The 25,407-nt window shown below is 64.6% G+C and carries 23 protein-coding genes, 1 pseudogene and 2 riboswitches; of the genes and pseudogenes, 14 read left to right on the forward strand and 10 right to left on the reverse strand.

Annotation, left to right across the window (positions count from 1 at the left end):
• Positions 1 to 196 precede the first annotated feature (196 nt).
• From BUC40_RS05910 to BUC40_RS05920, 3 genes are all read left to right on the forward strand, one after another.
• Complete coding sequence (locus BUC40_RS05910; RefSeq protein WP_073263517.1) at positions 197 to 1,777, forward strand: aldehyde dehydrogenase (NADP(+)); 1,581 nt, start codon at positions 197 to 199, stop codon at positions 1,775 to 1,777.
• A gap of 397 nt (positions 1,778 to 2,174) precedes the next feature.
• On the forward strand, positions 2,175 to 3,491 hold the full coding sequence (locus BUC40_RS05915; RefSeq protein ID WP_073263519.1) for an MFS transporter: 1,317 nt from the start codon (positions 2,175 to 2,177) through the stop codon (positions 3,489 to 3,491).
• 45 nt (positions 3,492 to 3,536) lie between these two features.
• On the forward strand, positions 3,537 to 4,292 hold the full coding sequence (locus BUC40_RS05920) for a hypothetical protein (protein WP_073263521.1): 756 nt from the start codon (positions 3,537 to 3,539) through the stop codon (positions 4,290 to 4,292).
• 13 nt (positions 4,293 to 4,305) lie between these two features.
• On the opposite strand, the gene BUC40_RS05925 is transcribed toward BUC40_RS05920, so the two are convergent.
• Positions 4,306 to 5,610, reverse strand: a complete 1,305-nt coding sequence (locus BUC40_RS05925; RefSeq protein WP_073263523.1) for a leucine-rich repeat-containing protein kinase family protein — start codon at positions 5,608 to 5,610, stop codon at positions 4,306 to 4,308.
• A 415-nt stretch (positions 5,611 to 6,025) separates the two neighbouring features.
• On the opposite strand from BUC40_RS05925, the gene BUC40_RS22995 reads away from it, so the two are divergent.
• Positions 6,026 to 6,337 carry a hypothetical protein gene (locus BUC40_RS22995; protein WP_208605744.1) on the forward strand — a complete coding sequence of 104 codons (312 nt, stop codon included), beginning with the start codon at positions 6,026 to 6,028 and terminating at the stop codon, positions 6,335 to 6,337.
• A gap of 91 nt (positions 6,338 to 6,428) precedes the next feature.
• On the opposite strand, the gene BUC40_RS05935 is transcribed toward BUC40_RS22995, so the two are convergent.
• A complete protein-coding gene (locus tag BUC40_RS05935) occupies positions 6,429 to 7,139 on the reverse strand; it encodes a vWA domain-containing protein (RefSeq protein ID WP_073263525.1) in 711 nt (236 codons plus the stop codon).
• Positions 7,121 to 8,128: a magnesium chelatase ATPase subunit I gene (locus tag BUC40_RS05940; protein ID WP_073263527.1), complete on the reverse strand. Its 1,008-nt coding sequence runs from the start codon at positions 8,126 to 8,128 to the stop codon at positions 7,121 to 7,123. Before BUC40_RS05940 ends, BUC40_RS05935 begins: the two co-directional genes overlap by 19 nt.
• Before the next feature lie 112 nt (positions 8,129 to 8,240).
• On the opposite strand from BUC40_RS05940, the gene BUC40_RS05945 reads away from it, so the two are divergent.
• The 4 genes from BUC40_RS05945 to BUC40_RS05950 all read left to right on the forward strand — a co-directional run bounded on the left by BUC40_RS05945 (position 8,241) and on the right by BUC40_RS05950 (position 10,716).
• Positions 8,241 to 8,819, forward strand: coding sequence for an LOG family protein (locus tag BUC40_RS05945; protein WP_073263529.1), 579 nt, complete (start codon positions 8,241 to 8,243; stop codon positions 8,817 to 8,819).
• A gap of 208 nt (positions 8,820 to 9,027) precedes the next feature.
• Positions 9,028 to 9,189, forward strand: a complete 162-nt coding sequence (locus BUC40_RS22635) for an NUDIX hydrolase (RefSeq protein WP_208605745.1) — start codon at positions 9,028 to 9,030, stop codon at positions 9,187 to 9,189.
• Positions 9,190 to 9,215: 26 nt separating this feature from the next.
• Positions 9,216 to 9,347 (forward strand): hypothetical protein, encoded by a 132-nt coding sequence (locus tag BUC40_RS23220; protein WP_279627110.1) that lies wholly within the window; start codon positions 9,216 to 9,218, stop codon positions 9,345 to 9,347.
• A gap of 280 nt (positions 9,348 to 9,627) precedes the next feature.
• Positions 9,628 to 10,716, forward strand: coding sequence for a 3-deoxy-7-phosphoheptulonate synthase (locus BUC40_RS05950; RefSeq protein WP_073263530.1), 1,089 nt, complete (start codon positions 9,628 to 9,630; stop codon positions 10,714 to 10,716).
• Between the two features lie 60 nt (positions 10,717 to 10,776).
• Here the strand turns inward: BUC40_RS05950 and BUC40_RS05955 are convergent.
• The 4 genes and pseudogenes from BUC40_RS05955 to cobW form a co-directional block, all read right to left on the reverse strand.
• Positions 10,777 to 12,391, reverse strand: a pseudogene (locus BUC40_RS05955) (ATP-binding cassette domain-containing protein).
• 225 nt (positions 12,392 to 12,616) lie between these two features.
• Positions 12,617 to 12,883, reverse strand: coding sequence for a hypothetical protein (locus BUC40_RS05960; RefSeq protein ID WP_073263533.1), 267 nt, complete (start codon positions 12,881 to 12,883; stop codon positions 12,617 to 12,619).
• A gap of 44 nt (positions 12,884 to 12,927) precedes the next feature.
• The gene (gene cobN, locus BUC40_RS05965) at positions 12,928 to 16,656 is read right to left on the reverse strand and encodes a cobaltochelatase subunit CobN (RefSeq protein ID WP_073263535.1); all 3,729 of its coding nucleotides are present in this window, start codon (positions 16,654 to 16,656) and stop codon (positions 12,928 to 12,930) included.
• A gap of 12 nt (positions 16,657 to 16,668) precedes the next feature.
• The gene (gene cobW / locus BUC40_RS05970) at positions 16,669 to 17,718 is read right to left on the reverse strand and encodes a cobalamin biosynthesis protein CobW (protein WP_073263537.1); all 1,050 of its coding nucleotides are present in this window, start codon (positions 17,716 to 17,718) and stop codon (positions 16,669 to 16,671) included.
• Between the two features lie 98 nt (positions 17,719 to 17,816).
• Positions 17,817 to 17,996, reverse strand: a riboswitch (cobalamin riboswitch).
• Positions 17,997 to 18,068: 72 nt separating this feature from the next.
• Positions 18,069 to 18,270, forward strand: a riboswitch (cobalamin riboswitch).
• Between the two features lie 95 nt (positions 18,271 to 18,365).
• Between cobW and BUC40_RS05975 the strand changes: the two genes are divergently transcribed.
• The 4 genes from BUC40_RS05975 (at position 18,366) to cobM (ending at position 20,556) form a co-directional block, all read left to right on the forward strand.
• Positions 18,366 to 18,551 (forward strand): CbtB domain-containing protein, encoded by a 186-nt coding sequence (locus BUC40_RS05975; protein WP_073263539.1) that lies wholly within the window; start codon positions 18,366 to 18,368, stop codon positions 18,549 to 18,551.
• 10 nt (positions 18,552 to 18,561) lie between these two features.
• Entirely contained in the window at positions 18,562 to 19,281 is a 720-nt protein-coding gene (locus tag BUC40_RS05980) for a CbtA family protein (protein WP_073263541.1), read from the forward strand.
• Complete coding sequence (locus BUC40_RS05985) at positions 19,278 to 19,685, forward strand: cobalamin biosynthesis protein (RefSeq protein WP_073263543.1); 408 nt, start codon at positions 19,278 to 19,280, stop codon at positions 19,683 to 19,685. Before BUC40_RS05980 ends, BUC40_RS05985 begins: the two co-directional genes overlap by 4 nt.
• 97 nt (positions 19,686 to 19,782) lie before the next feature.
• The gene (gene cobM / locus BUC40_RS05990) at positions 19,783 to 20,556 is read left to right on the forward strand and encodes a precorrin-4 C(11)-methyltransferase (RefSeq protein ID WP_073263545.1); all 774 of its coding nucleotides are present in this window, start codon (positions 19,783 to 19,785) and stop codon (positions 20,554 to 20,556) included.
• Here the strand turns inward: cobM and BUC40_RS05995 are convergent.
• Both BUC40_RS05995 and BUC40_RS06000 read right to left on the reverse strand, forming a co-directional pair.
• Positions 20,519 to 20,824: a hypothetical protein gene (locus tag BUC40_RS05995; protein ID WP_073263547.1), complete on the reverse strand. Its 306-nt coding sequence runs from the start codon at positions 20,822 to 20,824 to the stop codon at positions 20,519 to 20,521. The two genes, cobM and BUC40_RS05995, sit on opposite strands and share 38 nt — an antisense overlap.
• A 1-nt stretch (position 20,825) precedes the next feature.
• Positions 20,826 to 23,558 (reverse strand): PAS domain-containing sensor histidine kinase, encoded by a 2,733-nt coding sequence (locus tag BUC40_RS06000; RefSeq protein WP_083593334.1) that lies wholly within the window; start codon positions 23,556 to 23,558, stop codon positions 20,826 to 20,828.
• 99 nt (positions 23,559 to 23,657) lie between these two features.
• Between BUC40_RS06000 and BUC40_RS06005 the strand changes: the two genes are divergently transcribed.
• Both BUC40_RS06005 and BUC40_RS06010 read left to right on the forward strand, forming a co-directional pair.
• Positions 23,658 to 24,122: a prepilin peptidase gene (locus BUC40_RS06005; RefSeq protein ID WP_073263549.1), complete on the forward strand. Its 465-nt coding sequence runs from the start codon at positions 23,658 to 23,660 to the stop codon at positions 24,120 to 24,122.
• Positions 24,123 to 24,293: 171 nt separating this feature from the next.
• Positions 24,294 to 25,016: a response regulator transcription factor gene (locus tag BUC40_RS06010; RefSeq protein ID WP_073263551.1), complete on the forward strand. Its 723-nt coding sequence runs from the start codon at positions 24,294 to 24,296 to the stop codon at positions 25,014 to 25,016.
• A gap of 102 nt (positions 25,017 to 25,118) precedes the next feature.
• On the opposite strand, the gene BUC40_RS06015 is transcribed toward BUC40_RS06010, so the two are convergent.
• The gene (locus tag BUC40_RS06015) at positions 25,119 to 25,397 is read right to left on the reverse strand and encodes a DUF3613 domain-containing protein (RefSeq protein ID WP_073263554.1); all 279 of its coding nucleotides are present in this window, start codon (positions 25,395 to 25,397) and stop codon (positions 25,119 to 25,121) included.
• Positions 25,398 to 25,407: the final 10 nt, after the last annotated feature.

A 25,407-nucleotide genomic window follows, 5' to 3' on the forward strand; every position in this document is an offset into this window, starting at 1 on the left:
ATACTCACGCAAGCCACCGATCCAGCCTGCCCCCGCGAGCTTGACGCCCTGCCGACGCAGCCCCTTGCTCATCTAAATAGGGAAGCGAGCGGACTCAGCACAACACAAGAAAAATGGCAGGCTTGCGCAACTGATCAGACATCGTACAATCAAAGCCTTTTCGTACGTGTTCATTCGTCCCCAACAGGAGCTAACAATGCCCGCTACCATCGGCCACAACATCATCGGCGGCGCGTTCAGCGCAGCCGGCTCCGTCGTTCACAAGAGCCATGACGCTACCACTGGCGAAGCCCTGCCCTACGATTTCATCCAGGCCACCCCTGAAGAAGTCGATGCCGCCGCCAAAGCTGCTGCTGCTGCCTACCCCGCTTACCGCAGCCTGTCGGCAGAGAAGCGCGCCGCATTCCTCGACGCCATCGCCGACGAGCTGGACGCCCTGGGTGACGAGTTCGTCGCTACCGTAACCCGCGAAACCGCCCTGCCGACCGCCCGTATCCAGGGTGAGCGCGGCCGTACCAGCGGCCAGATGCGCCTGTTCGCCAAAGTGCTGCGCCGTGGCGACTTCTACGGCGCGCGCATCGACCGTGCCCTGCCGGATCGCCAGCCGCTGCCGCGCCCGGATCTGCGCCAGTACCGCATCGGCCTCGGCCCGGTTGCCGTGTTCGGCGCCAGCAACTTCCCGCTGGCCTTCTCCACCGCCGGTGGTGACACCGCCGCCGCCCTGGCCGCCGGTTGCCCGGTGGTGTTCAAGGCCCACAGCGGCCACATGACCACCGCCGCCCATGTGGGTGAAGCCATCCTGCGCGCCGCCGAGAAAACCGCCATGCCCAAGGGCGTGTTCAACATGATCTACGGTTCGGGCGTTGGCGAGGCACTGGTTAAGCACCCGGCCATCCAGGCCGTCGGCTTCACCGGCTCGCTGAAAGGCGGCCGCGCCCTGTGCGACATGGCTGCAGCACGCCCGCATCCGATCCCGGTATTCGCCGAGATGAGCAGCATCAACCCGGTCATTCTGCTGCCGGAAGCCATCAAGGCCCGTGGCGAGAAAATCGCCGGCGAGCTGGCGGGTTCGGTGGTCATGGGCTGTGGCCAGTTCTGCACCAACCCAGGTCTGGTGATCGGTATTCGCTCGCCTGAGTTCAGCGCCTTCCTGGAAAGCTTCACCGCCAAGATGGCCGAGCAGCAGCCGCAAACCATGCTCAACGCCGGCACCCTGAAGAGCTACGTGAAAGGCCTGGAAGCGCTCAACGCACATTCCGGCATCACCCACCTGACCGGTGCCAAGCAGGAAGGCAACCAGGCGCGTCCGCAACTGTTCAAAGCCGATGTCAGCCTGCTGCTCAACGGCGACGAACTGCTGCAGGAAGAAGTCTTCGGCCCGACCACCATCGTCGTCGAAGTGGCCGACAAGGCCGAGCTGCTGAAGGCCATCAACGGCCTGCACGGTCAGCTGACCGCCACCCTGCTCACCGAGCCGGGCGATCTGGCCGGCAGCGAAGAGCTGTTCGCGCTGCTCGAGCAGAAAGTCGGTCGCGTGCTGTTCAACGGCTACCCGACTGGCGTGGAAGTCTGCGACTCCATGGTGCATGGCGGCCCGTACCCGGCGACTTCCGACGCGCGCGGCACCTCCGTCGGCACCCTGGCCATCGACCGCTTCCTGCGCCCGGTGTGCTACCAGAACTGCCCAGACGCCCTGCTGCCGGACGCGTTGAAGAACGCCAACCCGCTGCAGATCGCCCGCCTGGTAGATGGCGCCAGCAGCCGCGACGCGCTGTAAGCGCCAGCTGCGCTGCGACGAGAAAGCCGACCTCCGGGTCGGCTTTTTTGTGGGCATTAGATCGGCGGGGGTTCTCCTGGGTGTCGCTGCGCTCGACCCAGGCTACGGCAGAAGATATTGACTGATCCCAGTGGGAACGGGCGGGGACGCCCAGTCCATGCCCGTGACTCGTTCGCGCGCATGGCGCGCTCCCACAGGTAGGGTGGATAACGCGCAGCTTATCCACCACAACACTCGCCGCCCCAAGGCTGCCAAGGCCTACGCTGTCGCTCACGACTACCCCCAGGTCGCACTCGAATCCCGGCATTAACCGCCAGCCACGTAGGTTATCCACAGATGGACGCCAAGGCCCACGCCAGGCGCGTCCGCACGTTGGAGTAATCGCGCGGAGGCCGCCATGAGCGTCACGACTTATCCACAACCGGCCGTGCCGGTCGATCGGCGCACCTTGCACAAGGTGATCGCCGCCTCGGCCATCGGCAACTTCGTCGAATGGTTCGACTTCGCGGTCTACGGTTTCCTCGCCGTGACCATCGCCTCGCTGTTCTTCCCGCCGGGCAACCCAACCCTGGCGCTGCTGCAGACCTTCGCGGTGTTCGCCGTGTCGTTCGCCCTGCGCCCGCTGGGCGGCATCGTCTTCGGTATTCTCGGCGACCGCATCGGCCGCAAGCGCGTGCTGTCGATCACCGTATTGCTGATGGCCGGCGCCACCACGCTGATCGGCCTGCTGCCCACCTACGCCAGCATCGGCCTGGTCGCCCCGCTGCTGCTGGCCCTGGCCCGCTGCCTGCAGGGCTTCTCCGCCGGCGGTGAATACGCCGGTGCCTGCGCTTTCGTCATGGAGCACGCGCCCACCGAGCAGAAGGCGCGCTATGGCAGCTTCGTGCCGGTCTCCACCTTCGCGGCTTTCGCCTGTGCGGCGGGGTTGGTTTTCGGCATGGGCATCTGGCTGGACGAAGCGCAAATGCAGGCCTGGGGCTGGCGCGTGCCGTTCCTGATCGCCGCGCCCCTGGGCCTGGTCGGCCTGTATATGCGCCTGCGCCTGGACGAATCGCCGGCCTTCCAGGCCCTGGCAGCGCAAGCCCACCCCGAACACTCGCCGCTGCGCGAAACCCTGCGCGAGCATGGCGGCACCGTGCTGTGCCTGTCGGCGTTCATCTCTGCCACGGCGCTATCGTTTTACATGTTCACCACCTACCTGACCACATACATGCAGGTGGTCGGCGGCGCTGCCAGGCCGACCGCCCTGCTGGCCAGCCTGGTGGCGCTGTTCTTCGCCGCTCTGCTGTGCCCGTTGGTGGGCCGCTACTCGGACCGCGTCGGCCGTCGGCGCACCATCCTCACCGCCGGCATCGCGCTGATCGTCGCGGTGTACCCCGCCTTCACCCTGGCCGCCTCCGGCACCCTGTGGGCCTCGGCCATCGGCGCCATGCTGCTGGCCGTCGGCGCGGTGATCTGCGGCGTGGTGACCGCCGTACTGCTCTCCGAGCAGTTCCCCACCCGCGTGCGCTACACGGCTTCGGCGTTCACCTACAACCTGGCCTACACGGTGTTCGGCGGCACCGCACCACTGGTCGCCACCTGGCTGATCGAGGTGACCGGCAACCGCATGTCACCGGCCTTCTACCTGATCGCCATCGCCCTGCTGGCCCTGGCCGGCGGCCTGGCGCTGCCGGAGTCGTCGAAGCGCTCGCTGGATGAGCCGATGAAATAACGGCCACGTTATGATGCAGCCCACTCATTTCTCGGTGGGCCTGCCATGCGACTCGAACTCGACCCTCAGCCCGATGACCGCCTGCTCGGCCAGTGCTATCGGGTTCACGGCCCGATCAGCCTGACCGATCTGCTCGAGGCGTATGACGAGGCGCCAGCCGGCCACCAGTACCTGTTTACCCTCGAAGATCTCGGCCAGGCGCTCTACACCTCGATGCACGCCAGCCACTATCACGACCTCGACAGCGGCGATTGGCTGCAGGACGCCGACATCGAGCCGAGCTGGCTGCAAGACGGCTACCCGCGTGAAGACCTGACTGTGGAGCAACGTCTGCACATTCGTCGCCTGGGCTTCGGGCGCCTGTTGCCGCAGACCTCGTTCGACAGCATCTTCGCCAAGGATCTGCGCCTCGACGAAGACAGCCTGGCCGAGCTGACGGCAGCCAACACCGACCTGGTTTCGCAGCTCGATGGCGAGTGCTACCTGCTGCGTATTCCGGCGCAGCGCGCCTGCGAGTCGCTCTATGGTTTCGCCAACGGCTACTTTTCCTGCGACCTGTCGCCCATGGAGAACTTCCGCCTGGCCGAGCACCTGGAAGACCACTACGGCTACCGGCTGTTCGGCCTTGGCGCCAGCCTGATCGCCTTCCGACGCACACGCGCTCTGGATGCGCAGCAGGCCGCGACGCTGCTCGACCTGCTCGTGCGCCTGTATGCCCGCGAGGGCAACCAGCCCCAGGTTCGCGAGCTGTTCGGGGCGAGCCTCGAACGCCAGCTACTGGTGCTGCGCTATACCGAGTAGCGCAAGCGCGCTGTCAGAGCAGGCCTGCCAACGCCGCGTCGATCTCGATGAAGCCCGGACGCGCGCCGACCTCTGGTTGCTGGCAGCGCCGCACCAGCTCGGCCAATTGCGCGGCATGCTCACCCGGCACCTCGCAGCGCTGCAGCAGTTCCTCGAGCAGAATGCCGAACGCCCGTACCTCGATACGTTGCAGCAACCCGTGCTGCGACGGCGCGGCAGCGGGCAGGAAGGACGCCGCGCCAAAGTCGCCAAGCAGCGCATTGCCGGCCTCGTCGATCAGAATGTTATGGCCGTACAGGTCGCCATGGGTAACGCCGCGGGCGTGCAGGTGACGCAGCGCCGAGGCGATACCGCTGGCCACGCGCAGCGCCTTCACGAACGGCACCCGCCATTCGCTCGGGTACACATCGCGGCTGCAGCTCTGCAGGCTCGGCGGCCCGGCCAGGATGCTGAAGCGCGGCTCGACCAAGCTCAGCAACAAGCCCTGCTCGCCTTGCGGATGGTCGACCACGCGACCAATCGCGCCGATCAGGTTGGGATGCTGTCCCACGGTCAGGCACGCGGCCATTTCGCTCTGCGGTGTGCCATCGCTGGTCATCTGCCCCTTGAACAGCTTCAGGGCCACGGGCTGGCGCTGGCCATCGGCCCGCTGCCAGTCGGCGCGGTGGATGATGCCCGACGCCCCCTGGCCCAGCACCTCGCCCGGATGCAAGTCGCCCCAGCGCACATCGGGCGTGTGAGACTCGGGCGCGCTCGCTTCGGCGAAAGGATTTCCGGCATGGGCCAGCCACGCCAGGCTGGGCAGTTGCAGCAGAAAATCCGGCAGGGCGGGTAGCTGATTGGCAGCGATGCGCAGCAGCTCAAGCTTGTGCAGCCGCGCCAGGCTCGCCGGTAAATCACGCAAGCGGTTACCGGCCAGCATCAGCTTCTGCAGCTCGCTGCAGTCACCCAGCTCGTCGGGCAAGGTTTCCAGGCAATTGTCGGTCAGGATCAGCCACCTCAGCCGCGGCGGCAGGGCCCCCGCAGACAACTCACGAATGCGGTTGGACTTGAAGCCGACCATGCGCAGATTCGGACAACTGCCAACCGACTCCGGCACATGCTCGAAGCGGTTTTCCGAACAGAAAAGCACTTGCAGACGATGCAGCCGGTGCAGATCCTCGGGCAGATCGCTCAACCGGTTGCCGCTCAGGTTGAGCACTTCCAGGCTGTCGGCCAGGGTGAAGATTTCCTCGGGAAAGTGCGTGAGCGACGCGGACAGATCGAGGCGGGTGATGCCCTTGAGCTGGCCGGAACGCAATTGGTCGAGGGTATGCATCGAGGAGTGGCCTTGTTGCGGAGTTAGCGCGCCAGTGTACGCAATGTTTCGAGCCGGTATCCTGCTGCGATCCATCCGCAGCTTGACTGTAGACAGAAACTGCTCACGCGCCTTAAGGCGCTCACGGAAGACTCACGAACATGAAGAACGTTGTCTATACCCTGCTACTGATCAGTTCGCTGGCAAGCGCTCACGAGCTTCCGACCAGCATCCTGGAAAAAATACCTGATGTTATTCAGTTCTCCGTTATGAGTCGGGTGAGCTGGATGACGACCGGCTAGCCGACTATCTCGTCGTTCTGCATAAACCAGAGGAGGCGACAGCGACCGAGCAAAGGGCTCCCGTCAGACCACTCCTGCTGTTCACACAACGTGCTGACGGCTCTTACGAACTGCGCAAACGAAATGATCATGTAGTGTTCAGGATTGACGCAGGTGGGCAATGCGACCCCTTTGGCGACGATGCCCGGCGGCTGGCCATCAAGAATCGCTACTTCACCATAGAAAATGGTGTCGCCTGCGGTCAGCACTGGACGGACTACCTCACCTTCCGCTACGACAAGGCCTTGAAGGACTGGGTATTTCACAAGCGCATTGTCGAGAACTGGGAGCTCAATGACAGTCAGGATCCTGACGCCGACGCGCTAGTGCGCGACGTACATGAGGTCACATCCGGCAAACGCGAAGCGCCCATCCGTTTTGAAGATTACCGCTCGCAGGACTACTGACTCCGCACGGTGGTTGGATGACGCCCACCTTACCCACAGCCCTGACTCTGTTTTTCGGCAATATCGAATGGCTGTCAGGAAGACTACGTGGCTATGAGGTAGCGCCTTGAAGCCGTAGCGAACGCACAGCCAGGTCATCGACATGCTGGTAATCGGCACCCAGTTCGACGGCCAGTTGCACGGCACGCCCCAGGCGGATCGGCGCGCATTCGATATCCACCAGGGTGGCCGGGCAAGGGCTGGCGGGGAGCGCCGGCCATTCACGCAATCGCCCATCGGTAATCACCAGCAGGCGCTGCGCCTCGCCGGGTTTGAGGCGCTGGCGACGCTGCAGCCAGTCGTGGGCCTGCTGCAGCGCGGGAATCAACGGGCTACCGCCGCCAGCACCGAGTTCACGCAACCACTGCTGCAACGCACCGGATGCCTTTTGACCCTGCCAGTGCCACTGCGGCTGGGTGCCGTGGGCGTCGAGTACGGCGATTCGCGCGCGCTCCCGGTAGGCGCGCTCGAACAGCTCGGCGAGCAAGCCCTTGGCCTTGCTCAAGGCGCCATGACGGCGGGTCGAGGCCGAGGCGTCGACGACCATCAGCCACAGCTGGGTGGGGGCGTTGCTGCGCGGTCGGCGTTGCAGATCGGTGCGGCGCCTGGGCTTGCCTTGCAGCAAGGTGGCCAGCCAGTCGATGGCGCCGCTGTCACTATGCCGCTTGGCACCACTGCGCCCGCCTGCCTGTTTGCCTGGTGTCGGTCTGGCATCCGTCCCCGCCTTGGCGCGCGGGGGAATGCCTAGGGCTTTTTTGTCCAGCGCGGCGGCTCACGGCGCTCGCCGGTGCTTTGCGCTTGCGGCGGCAGCTCACCCCAATTGCCCTCGCCGGCCGCTGGCTGCTCACTCGGCGCCTTGGGCGGCGGGCTGGCCGGCGGTTGCGCCTGCCGTTGCGGCGGCGTGTGGCGACGACGATGACGCAGCACGAAGCCGGCTACGGCCTCTATATCATCCTCGCTGATGCTTTCAGCGCCCCGCCAGGCCGCATGGGCACGGGCGGCACGCAGCCAGACCAGATCGGCACGCAGGCCATCGACGCCAGCCTCGAAGCAGCGCCCGGTGATGGTGTCGAGCGCCCTGTCATCGAGAGGGATAGTCGCCACCCGCGCCCGCGCCTGCACACAGCGATCGGCCAGCGCCTGCTGCTGCCCGGCCCACCTGGCGACAAAGGCCTGCGGGTCGGCATCGAAGGCCAGGCGACGGCGCACGATCTCGGCACGCGCCCCCGGTTGCGGCTGGCCATCCAGCGCCAGGTTGAGGCCGAAACGGTCGAGCAATTGCGGGCGCAGTTCGCCCTCTTCGGCGTTCATGGTGCCGATCAGAATGAAGCGCGCATCGTGGCGATGGGAGATGCCATCGCGCTCGACATGGTTGACGCCGCTGGCCGCCGCATCGAGCAGCAGGTCGACCAGGTGATCGGGCAGCAGGTTGACCTCATCGACGTACAGCACCCCACCATCGGCCTTGCTCAGCAGGCCGGGCGAGAACTGCGCACGGCTCTCGCCCAGGGCGGCGTCCAGGTCAAGGGTGCCGACGATGCGCTCCTCACTGGCGCCCAGCGGCAGGGTGACGAACACGCCGCTCTCCAGCAGTTCGGCCAGGCCGCGGGCCAGGGTCGATTTGGCCATGCCGCGCGGCCCTTCGATCAGCACACCGCCAATCGCCGGATCGACTGCCACCAGGCACAGCGCCAACTTCAGGGAGTCGGCGCCAACCACGGCGGCGAGGGGAAAATGGACGGTGTCGGTCATGGGGCAGTCCGGCTGGGCAAAGGCTGCATTGTACCAGCGAGCGGTCGTGCGCTGCCCCGCTCGTCTGCTAAGGTCGCTGGTTTGGCATGCCTAACCGTCAGGGGAAATTCCGATGCGCCTGTGCATTTTCTGCGGCTCCAATGCGGGCACCAACCCCGTCTATCTCGAGGCGGCCACCCGCCTCGGCCAAACCCTCGCCAAGGCCGGCATCGGCCTGGTGTATGGCGGCGCCTCCGTCGGCCTGATGGGCGCCGTGGCCAACGCCGCGCTGGAGGCTGGCGGCGAGGTGATCGGCGTGATCCCGCGTTCGCTGTGGGAAAAGGAAGTGGCCCATACCGGCCTCGATGACCTGCGTATCGTCGACTCCATGCACCAGCGCAAGGCGCTGATGGCCGAGCTGTCGGACGGCTTCATCGCCCTGCCGGGCGGCGTCGGCACCCTGGAAGAATTGTTCGAGGTGTGGACCTGGGCACAACTCGGCCATCACCAGAAACCCTGCGCGCTGCTCAATATCAACGGCTACTACGACCGCCTCGCCGGGTTTCTCGATCACATGGTCGACGAAGCTTTCGTCAAGGCGCCGCACCGCGAAATGCTGATCGTCGAGCAGGATATCGACGCCTTGTTGAAGGCGATCGATAGCTACCAGGCGCCGACCGTGGGCAAGTGGATCGGCAGGCAGGAAACCTGATCACCGGCTCAGTGGCTCTGTGACCGTTGGAGCGCCATGCGCGCGAATCGCGGGCATGGACTGGGTGTCCCCGCCCGCTCCCACAAGTAACCTCGCGTCTAACCGAGTCACAGACGTAGGGTGGATGACGCTCTTTTCATCCGCCATTGCGATCGCTAGGTTGGTGGACGGATGAAGCGTCGTCCACCCTACGAAATGACTGGCGCCGTTGTACTTAGCCGATGCCGTCGAGGACGAAGTGCGCAACGTCGAGCCCGAGAAACACAGTGATGTCGCCTGGTTCGCCCTCGATGGCCTGCCAGAGCCGTTGACCGTGGCGACGTGCGCACTCAACGAACGGCGCTTGCAATCGACCACCGCGATGAATTAACGTCGAGCCATTCAACGGAGCCGCACATGTCCACATCCCTGATCCTGAACGCCACCCGCCTCGATGCAGCCTGCATCGTGATTGCGCGTGCCCAGGCATCAGTGGTCGCAGCAGCCGCGTATTTTTATGGGTATTGGTTTAGCCACAGGCGCGCCTGATACCCCACAGGCGCCCTAGTAACCCAGGGTCGCCACCAGACAGTTTCTCGAAACCCCCGGTCGGCCTCCCGATCGGGGGTTTTGTTTTTTCCGGCACATCGATTGTTCACAGAGGATTTCACCATGACCGCCTATCTCAACTGCATCACCTACCAAACCTATTACCGCTACAGCTGGCGATTTACTGGCGCTCAAGCCGCTCAACCACTCAATCGAACATCCCATCGAGCCCGATAGTGCGCCGCGCGCGGTAACGTCCGCGCCGGCCGAGGAAATCACCATGTCCGTAGCCGTCAATTCCCGCTCCACCGCCAAAGCCGCCGATCTGCACCTGGTCGCCCAGCCGAGCCGCCGCCACACCTCGCCTTTGCCCAGTGCCACCCAGTTGCGCGAAGAACTGCCACTCTCCCCGGCCCTTGCCCGCCAGGTGCAGCAACAGCGCCACTCGATCCGCGCCATTCTCGATGGTCACGACCCGCGCCTGCTGGTGGTGGTCGGCCCCTGCTCCCTGCACGACGATGCCGCCGTACTCGAATACGCCGAGCGCCTGGCCGCTCTCAGCCAGCGGGTGGGTGATCGCCTGCTGCTGGTGATGCGCGCCTACGTCGAAAAGCCGCGTACCACGGTAGGCTGGAAAGGCCTGGTGTACGATCCGGCGCTGGATGGCAGCGGCGATATGGCCGAAGGCCTGCGCCGCTCGCGCAAATTGATGCTCAAGCTGCTGGAGCTGGGCCTGCCGTTGGCCAGCGAGATTTTGCAGCCGCTGGTGGCCGGCTACTTCGACGACCTGCTCGGCTGGGCGGCGATTGGCGCGCGTACCAGCGAGTCCCAGGTGCATCGCGAGCTGGTCAGCGGCCTGGAGATGCCGGTGGGTTTCAAGAATGGCACCGACGGCAGCCTCGGCATCGCCTGCGACGCCATGCGCTCGGCGGCTCACGCCCACCAGCACTTCGGCGTCGACGGCCACGGCCGCCCGGCACTGGTGCACACCCATGGCAACCCGGATACCCACCTGGTGCTGCGCGGCGGCCACGCGGGGCCGAACTACGATGCCGCCAGCATGGCCACCGCGCGCGCCGAGCTGGAGCGCCAGGGCATCGCCCCGCGGATCATGGTCGACTGCAGCCACGCCAACAGCGGCAAGAACCCGCTGCGCCAGCCCGAGGTGCTGAGCAGCGTGCTCGACCAGCGACTGGCCGGCGAAGGCGCCCTGCGGGCGGTGATGATCGAGAGCCATCTGTTCGACGGCGCCCAGAGCCTGGGCGGTGAGTTGCGCTACGGTGTATCCATCACCGACGGCTGCCTCGGCTGGGCGGGCACCGAACGCATGCTGGTGGACGCCGCCATCCGTATGCGCCACTTGGTGTGACGCAGTAGCCTGGCGTTGAGCGCAGCGATACCCAGGGCGATCGCTGCGCTCGACCACGGGCTACAAAAGCCGCTGGTACTGCCAACCCTGCGCCGTGCACTGCAAACGATCGGTGATCGCCAATGCCTCGATAAACACGGCGTCGTGAGACACCACAATCAGCGCCCCGCGGTAGTCGCGCAGCATGGCTTCGACGGCCAACAGCGAGTCGAGATCGATATGGTTGTCGGGCTCGTCGAGCAGCAACAGGGACGCGGCCGGCTCACTGTCGATCACCCCGGCAAGGGCCAGCTTCAGGCGTTCACCACCGCTGAGCCGTGCACAGGGCAGCAACGCCCGATGAGCATCCAGCCCCAGGTGCATCAGCCGAGTGCGGGCCAGCGCTTCGGGCAATCCGTGATTGCAGCGCCGCAAGTGCTCGAGCGCGCTTTGCGCCGCTGGCAGGCAGGACAGTTGCTGATCCAGATAGGCCAGCGGCACCTCGACCCGATACTCGCCGGCAACGGCGGCCAACCGCCCGGCGAGCATCGCAAGCAGGCTCGACTTGCCACAACCGTTGGGCCCGGTGATCGCCAGCCGGCGCGGCCCGAACAGGTCGATATCCGGCAGACTGAGCGCGGAGAACGGCGCCTGCACAGCGCGCAGGCTCAATACCCGCTTGCCCTCGGGCAGCGTTGCAGCACTGCCATGCAGCTCGATCCCGAGGTGCTCATCGACCTGCGCGGCGGCTTCGCGCACCGCGCCATCGAGCCCGTTACGGGCCTCCTGCAGGCGCTGCTGCAAACGTCCGGCGCTGTTCTCGCTACGGCTCTTCTGCCGGCCCATGAGGATAGGCGCCTGGTTGCTGTCCCGTGCGCCACGCGCTCCGCTGGCGGCGCGTCGCTGCTGGCGTTGTTGCTGCGCCTGCAACTCCCGCTCACCCCGTTTGCGTTCGGTACGGGCGTGCTGCAACGCATGCTGGGCGGCTTGCTGCTCACCTAACAGAGCGTCGCGATAGACGCTGTAATTGCCGCCGTATGCGCGCAGCCCGCCTGGCGATAATTCGACGATACGCTGCATCCCTTCAAGCAGTTGACGATCATGGCTGATCACCACCAGGCCACCAGGCCACTGCCGCAAGCGCTCGTAAAGACGCTGACGGCTGGCCTGATCCAGGTGGTTGCTGGGCTCATCGAGAATCAGCAGATCGGCACCGCTGAGAAACATACCAAGCAACGCCACCCGCGTACGCTCGCCGCCGCTGAGCAGGGCGGCCGGGGTTTGCAGGCAGAGGTGACCAAGGCCCTCGTCGTGCAACGCCGCGTGCAGACGCTCGGCGATATCCCAACGGCCTTCGAGCGTCTCGACATCGTCATCCTCCATGCTGCCTGCAGAGACGCGACCCAGCGCATCGAAAGGCGCGGCAAAACCCATCAGGTCGACCACCCGCGCTGCATCGGCCACCTCGATATCCTGAGACAGATAGGCGACCTGCGCGGGGCCCCGTGATCCGCCCTGCGCTCGGCTGCAAACGCCCGGCGAGCAGACGGCCGAGCACGCTCTTGCCGGCGCCGTTGCGCCCCACCAGGCCGGTATGCCGGGCATCGAAGGTTTCGCTCAGCTCATCGAACAGCGGCTGGCCATTGGGAAAATGAAAGGACACGCGCTTGAGCGCGATAAAAGACGAGTTCGTCATGGATGACTCCAGGCAATGCCGTGAAAACGCGCGGCACAAGGCCACGGCGGACGATCACAGGTCGTGCGAGCACGACGGCATTACTGGCGCATTGGACGAAACTCCGCAGGGGAATGAGCGGCCAGGGTAAACCTGGGTCAGGCTGAGGGCAACACCAAGGGTTTGGGTAACCCGTAGGATGGGTGAAACCCATCAATTGCCGATGGGTTTCACCCATCCTACGGGCTACAGGCTGAATCCAAGCAATGTGAGCGGGAACAAAAGTACGCTGGCCAGGCGGGGGAAGAAGGCGCCGAGCAGTGCGCAAATGCTTGAGCCGGAAAGCGCCCAGAGTCCTAGCACATGGAGTTCTATCGGCTCTATCGCAAGCACCACACAGATAATCACTCCAATCCAGATCCCACCGATTGCCCCCACCACCGCTGCAAAAAGACGATCTTTTCGAGTAATAGGTCGTTGGCACCAGGCCAAGATCTTTCGTACTACATCCATGTTGGACTCCTTGATCGGCCGCCACCCAAGCGGCCGATCATACGTCAGCTTTCCTCGCTATCGAGCAGCAGGTTTTCCAAGGCTTCGCGGTAGTCGCCCGGCTCCTGCCACAGGCCGCGTTGCTGGGCTTCGAGCAGGCGTTCGATGATGTCCTGCAGGGCGCCGGGGTTGTGCTGCTGGATAAAGTCGCGGGTATCGCGATCCATCAGGTAGGCGTCGGTGAGCAGGGCGTACTGGTGGTCATCGACCAGCTCGCTGGTGGCGTCGAAGGCGAACAGGTAGTCGATGGTCGCGGCCAGTTCGAAGGCGCCCTTGTAGCCGTGGCGCTTCATGCCCTCGATCCACTTGGGGTTGGCCGCGCGGGCGCGCACCACGCGCCCCAGCTCCTGCTTGAGGGTGCGGATGCGCGGGGTGTCGGGCTGGCTGTTGTCGCCAAAGTAGCTGGCCACCTTGCCACCGCGCAGGGTTTCCACCGCCGCCAGCATGCCGCCCTGGAACTGGTAGTAGTCGTTGGAATCGAGGATGTCGTGCTCGCGATTGTCCTGGTTGTGCAGCACCGCTTGCATCTTCTCCAGGCGTTCGGCGAACTGCTCGCGGGCCGGCGCGCCCTCCGCGCCCTTGCCGTAGGCGTAGCCACCCCAGTTCAGGTACACCTCGGCAAGATCCGCACGGTTTTCCCACAGGCGTTCCTCGATGGCGTTCTGCACGCCGGCGCCATAGGCGCCGGGCTTGGAGCCAAAGATCCGCCAGCCGGCCTGGCGCCGTGCTTCGTATTCGTCCAGCCCGCCATCCTGCAGCGCCAGGGCTTCCTGCCAGACCCGGGCGGATAGCGGGTTCATGTCCGGCGCCTCGTCCAGATCGGCGACCGCCTGCACGGCGTCGTCGAACAGGCGGATCAGGTTGGCGAAGGCATCGCGGAAGAACCCGGACACCCGCAGGGTCACGTCGACCCGCGGGCGACCGAGCTGCTCCAGCGGCAGCACTTCGAAGCGCTCGACCCGCCCGCTACCGGCCTGCCAAACCGGGCGCACGCCCAGCAGCGCCATGGCCTGGGCGATATCGTCACCGCCGGTGCGCATGGTCGCGGTGCCCCACACCGACAGGCCGAGCTGGCGCAGGTGATCGCCTTCGTCCTGCAGGTGGCGTTCGAGCAGGCGGTCGGCGGCCTGCACGCCAAGGCGCCAGGCAGTGGGCGTGGGCAGGTTGCGCACGTCCACGGAATAGAAGTTACGCCCGGTCGGCAGGACATCGAGGCGCCCACGGCTCGGCGCACCACTCGGGCCGGAGGGCACGAAGCGGCCATCGAGGGCATCGAGCAGGCCGTGCATCTCGGCATCGCCGCAAGCGTCCAGCAGCGGTGCCATATGGCTGCGCAGGCTGTGCAGCACAGTCGCGCTGACCGGGCCGAATGATTCGCCACCTTCGATCAGCTGCAAGCCCAGCAGCTCCAGACGCTCGCGTGTGTCACCAAAACTGCGCCAAGGCTCGTCGCTCAGGCCAGCCAGGACGTCAGGACGCGGGCCGATCCACGGCGCCGCCATATCGCAATCGAGTGGATCGAAGTCGAGTGCCAGGTCGCTGGCCAAGGCGCGCAGCAGGCTGGCATTGCCGCCCAGCCCGTCGCCACGTGGAATGCGCAGCAGCGCCAGCAGCGTGTCGCGGCGCAACTGCCCGGCCGGCGACTCGCCGAACACATGCAGGCCATCACGGATCTGCGATTCCTTGAGGTCGCACAGGTAGGCGTCCAGCTGCGGCAACCAGCTGGCGGGGTCGTCATTGAGCTGCAGGCCCAGCTCACGATCCAGGCTGGCCTCGCGCACCTTCTGCAGGATCTCGCCACGCAGCTCGGCGGCGCGGCGCAGGTCGAGCTGGCTGGCGTCGTAATACTCGTCGGCCAGGCGCTCCAGATCGCGCAGCGGGCCGTAGCTTTCGGCGCGGGTCAGCGGCGGCATCAGGTGGTCGATGATCACTGCCTGAGTGCGGCGCTTGGCCTGGGCGCCTTCGCCGGGGTCATTGACGATGAACGGGTAGATGTTCGGCAGCGCGCCGAGAATCGCCGTTGGCCAGCAGCGTTCCGACAGTCCCACGCTCTTGCCCGGCAGCCACTCCAGGTTGCCGTGCTTGCCGACGTGGATCACCGCGTTGGCCGCGTAGACGTGGCGCATCCAGAAATAGAAGGCCAGGTAGCCGTGCGGCGGCACTAGGTCCGGATCGTGGTAGACCGCCGCCGCGTCGACCTGATAACCCCGGGCCGGCTGGATGCCGACAAAGGTCAGGCCAAAGCGCAGGCCGGCAATCATCAGCCGGCCTGCGCGGAACATCGGGTCGTTCTCGGGCGAGCCCCAGCGCTCCAGCACTGCCTGGCGATTGGCCTCGGGCAGGGCGGCGAAGAAGCGCTGGTAGTCGTCCAGCGCCAGGCTCTGCGCACAAGGCCTTAGGTCGAGGTTGTCGAGATCGTTGGTCACACCACCGAGCAACTCTTGGATCAGCGCAGTGCCGCTATCCGGCAGCGCATCGACCGGATACCCCTGCTGCTGCAAGGCCTGGAGGATATTCAGCGCCGCCGCGGGCGTATCCAGGCCGACGCCATTGCCGATACGGCCGTCGCGGGTCGGGTAGTTGGCGAGCACCAGGGCAACGCGTTTATCCACAGCCGGCAGGCGCTGCAGGTCGGCCTGACGACGCGCCAGTTCGGCGACGAAATCCATGCCCGGCAGATGCGCGCGGTAGCACACCACATCACTCTGGCTGCGCTCGCTGCGAAAGGCCAGGCCCTTGAAGCTGATCGGCCGGGTGATCAGCCGGCCATCCAGTTCCGGCAACGCGATATGCATGGCCAGGTCGCGTGGACCAAGACCCTGGGCGTTACCCTGCCATTGTTCTTCGCTGTCCAGCGCGCAGAGCGCCTGCAGCACCGGCACGTCACGGCGGAAGGGTCGCGCCTGGGGCGACTCCGGGTTGGACTGGGCGAAACCGGTGGTGTTGATGATCACGCTGGCGCCCACTTCGTCGAGCCAGGCCTCGACCTGGGCCATGCAGGCCGCTTCCTTGAGGCTGGCCACCGCAATGGGCAGCGGGTTGAGGCCCTGGGCCTGCAGGCGCTGACAGAAGGTGTCGACGAACGCGGTGTTGGCCGCCTGTACATGGGTGCGATAGAACAGCAATGCCGCGACCGGCGCATCCGCCTGCCAGTCGGCTTGCCAGTCCCGCAGCGAAGCATTGCCGATACGCGGGTGATAAAGGCCAACCCGCGGCAGCGCGTGCGGCGGCTGCCAGGCATAGTCCCGGTCGAGATAGCGATTGGCGATGCAGTTGAAGAACTGTCGGGCGTTATCCACACCGCCCTGGCGCAGGTACTGCCAGAGCCGCTCGGCATCTTCGGCGGTCACGTTGCCCAAGGCAGTGAGCTCCGGGTCAGGGTTATCACAACCCGGCACCAGAATCAGCGTCTTGCCCTGCCCGGCCAGCTCCGCCAGCCGCTCGATGCCGTAGCGCCAGTAGCTGACGCCGCCATGCACGGAAATCATGATGACCTTGGCGTGCCTGAGCACCTGCTCGACGTAGAAGTCCACCGAGGCGTTGTTGCCCAACTGCGCCGGGCTGGCCAGGCGCAGGCTGGGATAGTCCTCGGGGAGATGGCGGGCGACTTCGGCCAGCAGCGACAGATGCGAATCACCGGTGCACAGCACCACCAGCTCGGCAGGGGTCTGGCCAAGGTCGGCGATGCTGTCGGCCGGTAGCGACTGACCGGGCTGGGTACGCAGCAGGTGCATGATGGGCGCCGGTTACGCCAGCGCCGCTTTCAGCTCGGCGGCGATGGCGCTGTGATCCAACTCCTGGCCGATCACGATCAGGCGGGTCACCCGCGCTTCATCAGGCTTCCAAGCGCGGTCGAAGTGCTTGTCGAAGCGCTGGCCAACGCCCTGCAGCAGCAAACGCATGGGCTTGTTCGGCACGGCGACGAAGCCTTTCACGCGCAAAATGCCGTGTTTGCCGACCACATCCTTCAGGGCGTTCAACAGGCGAGCCTCGTCTGCTTCCGGTAGTTCCACGTGGAACGAGTCGAATTCGTCGTGATCGTGGTCTTCATCTTCGTTGTCGTGGTGAGTCTTGCGGCCTTCGATATGCAGCTCGGTCTCGCTGTTCAGCCCCAGCAGCACATTCAGCGGCAGCGAGCCGCCATGGGCCTCGACCACCTTGACCGCCGGCGGCAGCTCCTCGGCCACTTCGGCGCGCACCGCTGCCAGCGCCTCGGCATCGAGCAGGTCGGCCTTGTTGAGGATCACCAGGTCGGCGCTGGCCAACTGGTCAGCGAACAGTTCATGCAGCGGCGACTCATGGTCGAGGTTGGGGTCGAGCTTGCGCTGGGCGTCGACCTGATCGGGAAATGCGGCGAAGGTGCCGGCTGCCACGGCCGGGCTGTCGACCACGGTGATCACCGCATCGACGGTGCAGGCATTGCGGATTTCCGGCCAGTTGAAGGCCTGCACTAGTGGTTTGGGCAGGGCCAGGCCGCTGGTCTCGATGAGGATATGGTCGAGGTCGCCACGGCGCTCCACCAGCTCGCGCATCACCGGGAAAAACTCTTCCTGCACGGTGCAGCACAGGCAGCCGTTGGCCAGTTCGAACACCCGGCCATTGGCTTCTTCCTCGGTGCAACCGATGGAGCACTGCTTGAGGATCTCGCCGTCGATACCCAGCTCGCCGAATTCGTTGACGATCACCGCGATGCGCCGGCCCTCGGCATTTTCCAGCATGTGGCGCAGCAAGGTGGTTTTACCAGCACCGAGAAAGCCGGTGACGATGGTGACGGGAAGTTTGGCGAGCGTTTTCATGGAGGCCCCTGGCGTCTGCAGAAACGGCGAGCGGGCGATAGGATGGCAGGCACGAGCAGGGCTCACGCGAAGGCATCACCGGATCACCCCGCCCGGTTGTCGAAAGCGTTATCGAGGCAGGTCTCCTGGCTGGCAGGTCTTGGCGCGCGGCCGGCCTTCCCGGTCTCCCAGTGGCGATTGGCGACGCACTCGCTGCTTACAGTTGCGGGGGCAGCCACGGCTTGCCGTGTTCCCTCTTAGCTCCACGTGAATGGAGAACCTCGAAAGCAGGCAAGGCTACGCAGAGCCCGGCGCCTGGTCAATCATCAGCCGACCCGTAACATATTGACGCATCTGTCACTTCATGATGTTCTTGCGCGGTTGTTTCAGGTGCCTTACGCCGCCGTGCGTGAGGTGAAACGGGAAGCCGGTTCGAGTCCGGCGCTGCCCCCGCAACGGTAAGCGAATGCCAGGATCGTTTTGGCCACTGTGCACAAGCATGGGAAGGCCGATCCTTATCACTGCAAGGTGATCATCGTGAGCCCGGAGACCGGCCTGAATCCTCTGTTTGGCAACCCGCGGTGGGCGGGCACGCGCCGACTATCGTCCGCCTGTGCGGGCAGTCTCGCCGTGTCCTGCTGTGCCGTTTACCTTTGAGGTCTACGATCATGTCCAGCAGCGTCCTGTCCAATTCCACCGCCTCTGCGCTTCCCCTGTCGCAACGTATCCTGCTCGCCGTTGGCAGCTGCGTACTAGGCGCCGTGCTGATCTTCTTCGCCGGTTTCTCCCACGTCGAAGCCCTGCACAACGCCGCTCACGATACCCGGCATAGCGCCGCGTTCCCGTGCCACTGAGGACGCCAGAATGATCAAACGCATCGCCCAGACCGCCGGTTTCGCCGGCCTGGTCGCCGCCATCGTGCTGACCTTGCTGCAGAGCCTGTGGGTAACCCCGCTGATTCTGCATGCGGAGACGTTCGAAGTCGCAGAGCCTGCAGCCGCCATGGAACACAGCCATGACACCGCCAGCGCCGCTCACGACCATGACGCCGCAGGTGGCCACAGCCACGACGGCGAAGCCTGGGCCCCGCAAGACGGCTGGCAGCGCCTGTTATCCACAGGCCTGAGCAACCTCGTAGTAGCCGTCGGCTTTGCACTGATGCTGGCCGGCCTGTTCACCCTGCGTGCACCCGAGAAAACCTGGCAGGGCCTGCTCTGGGGCCTGGCCGGTTTCGCCACCTTCGTGCTGGCGCCGTCCAGCGGCTTGCCGCCGGAGCTGCCAGGTACCGCTGCGGCAGAACTGCTGCTGCGCCAATACTGGTGGATCGGCGCGGCGGCATCGACCGCAGCAGGCCTGGCATTGCTGGCGTTCGGCAGCAACTGGATGCTGCGTATCCTGGGTTTGGTAATTCTCGCCCTGCCTCACCTGATCGGCGCGCCGCAGCCGGAGGTGCACGAAAGCCTGGCGCCCGAAGCGCTGGAGCATCAGTTCATCCTCGCCTCGCTGCTCACCAACGCCGCGTTCTGGGCTGCTCTGGGCCTGGCCGCCGCCTGGTTCCACGGCCGTGGGCGCCAGCCGCAGTGAGTGAGCGGCTAACTCTCGTCGCCGGCCTGGGTTGCCGGCGCGATTGCTCGCTCGATGATTTGCTGGACCTACTCGACAGCACGCTGATAGAGCACGGTACGAGCACGGCCGAGCTGGCGGCCCTGGCCAGCAGCGAACACAAGGCGGATGAGTCGGGGCTGCAACAGTTGGCCGCACACCTGAATCTGCCGATCCACTTCCTGCCCGCCGAGGTATTGGCGGGTTACCATGCGCGCCTGACCGAAATCTCGGCAGTCGCCCTGCATGCCACTGGCAGCCCGAGCGTCGCCGAAGCCAGCGCCCTGGCGATGGTCGAACAGCTGAGCGGCCAAACTGCACGCCTGTGGATAACCAAGCGCAGGAGCGCCGTTGCCACGGTGGCCGTCGCTCGAATCGACCCGTAGGGTGGATCGGGACGAGTAGTCTGCGCTTTATCGATCCACCGGGGCGTTTATCAATCGGTACAAGGCAACGCGCCTGCCACCCGTATTCAGGAATCCCATGACCGTCTATTTCATCGGCGCCGGCCCTGGCGACCCCGAGCTGATTACCGTCAAGGGTCAGCGCCTGATCCGCAGCTGCCCGGTGATTCTCTACGCCGGCTCGCTGGTGCCGGAAGCAGTGCTCGACGGCCATCAGGCACATCAGGTGGTCAATACCGCCGAGCTGCATCTGGATGAAATAGTCGCCCTGCTGCGCGCCGCTCACGAGCGTGGCGACGATGTGGCACGGGTGCATTCCGGCGACCCGTCGCTGTATGGCGCCATCGGCGAGCAGATTCGTCACCTGCGCGCGCTGGGCATCCCGTTCGAGATCATCCCAGGCGTCACCGCAACGGCCGCCTGCGCGGCGCTGCTGGAAAGCGAGCTGACCCTGCCGGATGTGTCGCAAACGGTGATCCTCACCCGCTACGCCAGCAAGTCGCCGATGCCGGCAGGCGAAGAACTCCACGATCTCGCGCGCCACGGCGCGACCATGGCCATTCACCTGGGCGTGCAGCACCTGGAAAAGATCGTCACTGAGCTGCTACCGCACTACGGTGCCACCTGCCCGATCGCGGTGGTACACCGCGCCAGCTGGCCTGATCAGGATTGGGTGCTCGGCACGCTGGCCGATATCGAAGCGAAGGTCAGCGCCAAGGACTTCAAACGTACTGCGCTGATTCTGGTCGGTCATGTGCTGGGGGCGGAGGATTTCGCCGACTCGGCGCTCTACCACGAGAGCCATCGTCACCTGTTCAGGGCAGGCGCTGCAGACGATACAGACTCTCGCTGACCTTGCCGCGGTTGTCGGCGATGGCGATTTGCGCTCCCTGGCGGGCGAGGCGCTCGTTGAGGTCGCTGGTGTACAGCTGCTTGAGAAAGGTCGAGTAATCGAGAGCGCCATGCTCGCCGAATAACCAGACATAGAGCGCAGGCAGGTGAAAACTCCACTTACCTTCATGGCAATCGAAGCCGGCCTCACGCAGCCGTATGATCAGCTGCTGGTCACCCTGCAGCACAGCCGCGCAATAGGCGTGCAGCGTATCGAGCCATTTGCTCATATCAACCGGCGACCACCGGCAGTTCGATGCGGAAACAGGCCCCGCCATCCTGGTTGCTCACGCTCAGCTTCCCACCCATCTGATTGACCAAGCCATAGCTTACGGACAGCCCTAGCCCGGTACCCTTGCCCACTGGCTTGGTGGTGAAGAACGGGTCGAACACCCGATCCAGCAGCAGCGGATCGATGCCACCGGCATTGTCCTGAACGTGCACGATCACCTTGTCGCCCTCGCAGTCACTGCGCAGCAGGATACTGGGCTCCAGTTCGGGATGCTTGTCCCGTGCGCTGAGCAGCGCGTCCTTGGCGTTGACCAAGAGGTTGATGATCACCTGCTCGAGCTGGTCGGCATGCCCGCGCACCTGGGGCGTGCCGCACAGCTGCAGGGTCAGGTCGATGTCACGGACCAGTTCGCCCTCGCGGATCAGGGTCACGGCGCCCTCGATGGCATCGTCCGGGCTGAACAGGTCGTCTTCGACCTCGGAGCGCCGCCCGAAAATGCGCATGTGATTGATGATCTTCGCCGCACGGGTGATCTGCTGCTCGATACGCCCCAGCTTGTTCTTCAGGTACTCGGTGTTGGCCGAACCATTTTCCACGCCCTTGAGGGTGTTGGTCAGGGCGATGCGCATGACGTTGAGCGGCTGGTTGATCTCGTGTGCAAGCCCCGTGGCCATCTCGCCCAGCACCGCCATCTTGGCGCTCTGGTTGAGCATCTGCCGGGCCTTCTGCAGTTCGGTGTCATCGCGGCCGACGGCCTGTACTTCGAGCAGCTTGCCGCGCTCATCGAACACGCCACGCTCGGACAGCACCCACCAGATGTGCTCACGGCCCGGCAAATCCATACGCACAAGCGCCGTGCCGACCGGCTCTTCGGGCGTCAGCCGGCGATGCCGCTCGCGAAACTGGGTAAGCTCCTGCGCCGACAGATAGGTCGCCAGGCTGGTGCCCGGCAGACTCTCCTGGCGAATGCCCAGATACTGAGCCAACGGACGGTTGGCGTAGACCAGGGTGAGATCAGGCCGATAGCGGCAGATGATCGCTGGAGAATCCTCGACGAGGATGCGATAGCGCTCCTCACTTTCACGCACGCGCTCGGCAGCTAGGGCAGCGTCGGTCACGTCAAGGCACAGGCCGACCGCTTCGATCGGGATGCCACGCTCGTCGCGCAGCAACTTGGCCTCGTCCTGCAACCAGTGATAGCGCCCTTCGCGGTCGATCAGCCGGTAGCGGCAACTGGCAGCACCCTGACTAAGCAAGGCGCGGGTGTGGCTGAAGTAAATGTCTCGATCATCGGGATGGATGAAATCGGCCATGCCGCGCTGTACGAAATCCTCCAGCGTCCAGCCCAGCAGCGCACTGCTGCTATCGCTACAGAACACCGGCACGAACACCCCGTCGTCATAGCGATGCACGTAGATCAATGCCGGCGCGCTGGCGACCAGACTCTTCAGGCGGGCGGTCGCGGCGTCGGCTTCGACCTCCTTGAGCTTCATGTCGTTGATGTCCAGCACGGCGCCGACGATACGGCGCTGGCCGTTGGCATTGAGCACGCGCGTGTGAATGCGAAACCAGCACAAGGCGTTGTCGGCATCACGCAGGCGCACCACCTGCTCGAACGCACGACCGCTCAGCTCGGCGTCCCCCAGGCGAATGCGAAACTCGTCGCGATCCGCCGGGCTGAGCAGCTCCAGCCAGTCGGCCAAGGTAACCGCCGAGCCCTGCGCGAAAGCGAAGCGCTGCATCAGGCAAGGCGCCAGCAGGAAGGCACCGCTACGCGGCACATATTCCCACCAGCCAGTACCCAGCAGGTTCTGCAGAATATCCACACGTTCGCCGTGCACCCGTCGCGTCTGCTCGTCGAGCCGTTGCAGCAAGGGCGCGGCGACGTGGGCGAAGAGGTCCAGCCAATCGCGGGTATTGAGTTCCGGCATGCTCTGGTGCGCGATGTATGGCGAGCACAGCAGCCAGGCGCGGATGCCCTGATGGTCGGCATAGGGCACCAGCCATACCGAGTCCGCGGCGTGCCATTCGGCAGCGCCGGCATCACCGCGTAGCCATTGCACCGGCTGGTCACCGGCATAGTGCTGCAGCTCCCGCGGCAGATGCTGACCGTCATCCCAGAAAACCGGGGTCAGCGCATCACGGTAATGGCCGACGACCTGCCAACCGCCGCGCTGAGCATCCGGTAACGCCAGTGCGGCACAGGCCAAACGCAGCGGCTGGGCCATCGCGCCCAGCCAGTCATGGATGTGTCGGGGCAGTTCGACGCGCTCGGTGCCGCGCACGCTCTGCGCTACCACGCTGATTTGCGAGAACACCTGCAGGCGCTGCTCGCAGGCATGCAGCCTGGCGAGGAAGTCGCCAACCTCGAAGGCCTGCAGCGACCAACCCTGTATCTCCGCCTTCAACCAGCCCCTGGTGTGCAGGATGCCGCCATCGCGAGTAACGAACGACAGGTCGAGCATCTGCTGCACGAAGGCCGCCAGGTCGGTGACCAGATACCGACTCTGGCCATGCAGCAGTTGCTCCAGCGGCAACACCTGAGAAACGGCGATCGGCAGGCGATCAGAGAGGCTGCCGGAGACTTCGAAAACGCGCCCCAGGGCATCAATGGACAGGTTCAGGCACGGGCTATTGGCTGATATGGATACCGGGGCCGGCGACAGTAAGCCTGCATCGAGCGGCGAGTGAGTGTCGTCGCCGCGTTTGAACCAATCCTTGAAGACTTGCATTGTCCGGCCCACCTACCATGATTAGCGCCGCAGACGGATGAAGCGCCGTCGAAGTAAATCGGCAAACTCCACCCTCTTCCCTGGATACCCGTTGTCGCTATGTCCTACTTCGTACTGCTCGGCTGGCTGGGTGCCTGTGCGCTGCAAGACGCCCAACAACGCAAGATAAGCAACCTGCTGACCCTCGGCGGCCTGGGCGCGGCGCTTCTGTTTCTGCTAGCCTCAGGCAGCAGCCTTACCGGTGCCCCGCCACCGGCTGCCGCCATCGCCATGGGCGTGGCGTGCCTACTCTCACTGCCCGGTTACCTGACCCGGCAAATGGGCGCCGCCGATGTGAAGATGCTGCTGGCACTTGGCGCTGCCAGCGATGCCAGCCATGTGTTGTTCAGTGTGATCGGTGCGGCCTTGGTACAGGTCAGCTGGTTGGTGCTGGTTCGCGTCAAGCCAAGCATTCGCCTGGCACTTCCTGAAAAGTGGGTAGCACTGAGAGCAGCGACCACCCATAAAGCGCCCTATGCGCCGTTCCTATTCGCAGGCTTTGCACTCACGGGTATCTGGCTGTAGATAACTGGCGCGCACTGCCCCGAGAATAACCAACGGCTGGAACTTCTCCTATAACACTAAAGTTATACATCGCTGGCTGCGAAACTTTTACAAGCCCTCACTTTTGACACCAACTTAGGCGATGACTATTCTCCGATTTGGTACCTATTTCCCAACAGGCAGATGCTTCGCATGGATCGCATTAACACCTTGCGAATAATGATCGTTGACGACGAACCGATCATTGTCGAGGAGCTCGCGGAGTTTCTCGATCAACAGGGTTATGACGTGACCGCATGTCATAACACGCAGGAAGCGTTGCATGCATTCCAAGAGGATGAGCGCATCGCCCTTGTGCTCAGCGATATGCACATGCCAGGGCTTACCGGCGTGCAATTGGTGGGCGAGCTGGCCAGGCTGGCGCGGCCAGGGCGGCTTTATGAAACGGCAATTTTCACGGGCAGCACGGACAAGCAAGATGTCGTCCTCGCTCTGCGTGCCGGGGTAAGCGACTATTACCAAAAGCCCGTCAATCTGCAGGAGCTGCTAGCCGGTATTAAGCGACTGCATGAGCGCGTCGAGCAGAAGATCAGGGAACAGCAGATTCGCCAGCAGATTCAGGATCTCGCCGCTTCGCTGCATGAAATGCACAGCGAGCTGATACCCACCATGCCAGTCAAGAACGTTGCGCAGATGAGCACATCGGCAGATGGCATTCCCGAGCCGTTCGACAAACTGTCAAGAAGGCAATTGGCAGTCGCTCAACTTATCGCCAAAGGAATGACCAACTATCAAATATCCTGCGAACTGGGTATTACGGAAAATACCGTCAAACTTTATGTTTCCCAGATATTGAGACTGACACGCGTACATAACCGCACGCAGTTAGCGCTCTCTTATCCATCCCACGGGTAAAGTTTGTAAGCAGAAAACAGCGTTTCGCTAGCCTATTATTGCAACCTTGTTAAAGCAGCACTGGCTGTACAACTTCCGCCTGACTCTTTACGGCCAACATTCTCACTCGCCGAGTTCTCCGCCTGCCTCCTGTTCGAAGAACTGCGGGATTGGATGCTTGTGGCTGTCGAGCCAGCGCTGCATGGCCAGCTCGCGCTCAGCCGGCGTAGCGACCTGAGGGTGAGGCGACGCCAGCTGACCTTCGCGCTGCAGGCGCAGCCAATGAGCCGTCTGGCTCTGCACCTCGTCGGCCACCAGCCCACGTCCGCCACCTTCGTCTGCCGCCATGCAGAGCGTCGGCAGAGCTGCCAGCAACGCACAAGTTACGATCAATCCTTTCATGGTGCTTTCC

The sequence above is a fragment of the Phytopseudomonas punonensis genome, assembly GCF_900142655.1.
GTDB classification, from domain to species: domain Bacteria; phylum Pseudomonadota; class Gammaproteobacteria; order Pseudomonadales; family Pseudomonadaceae; genus Aquipseudomonas; species Aquipseudomonas punonensis.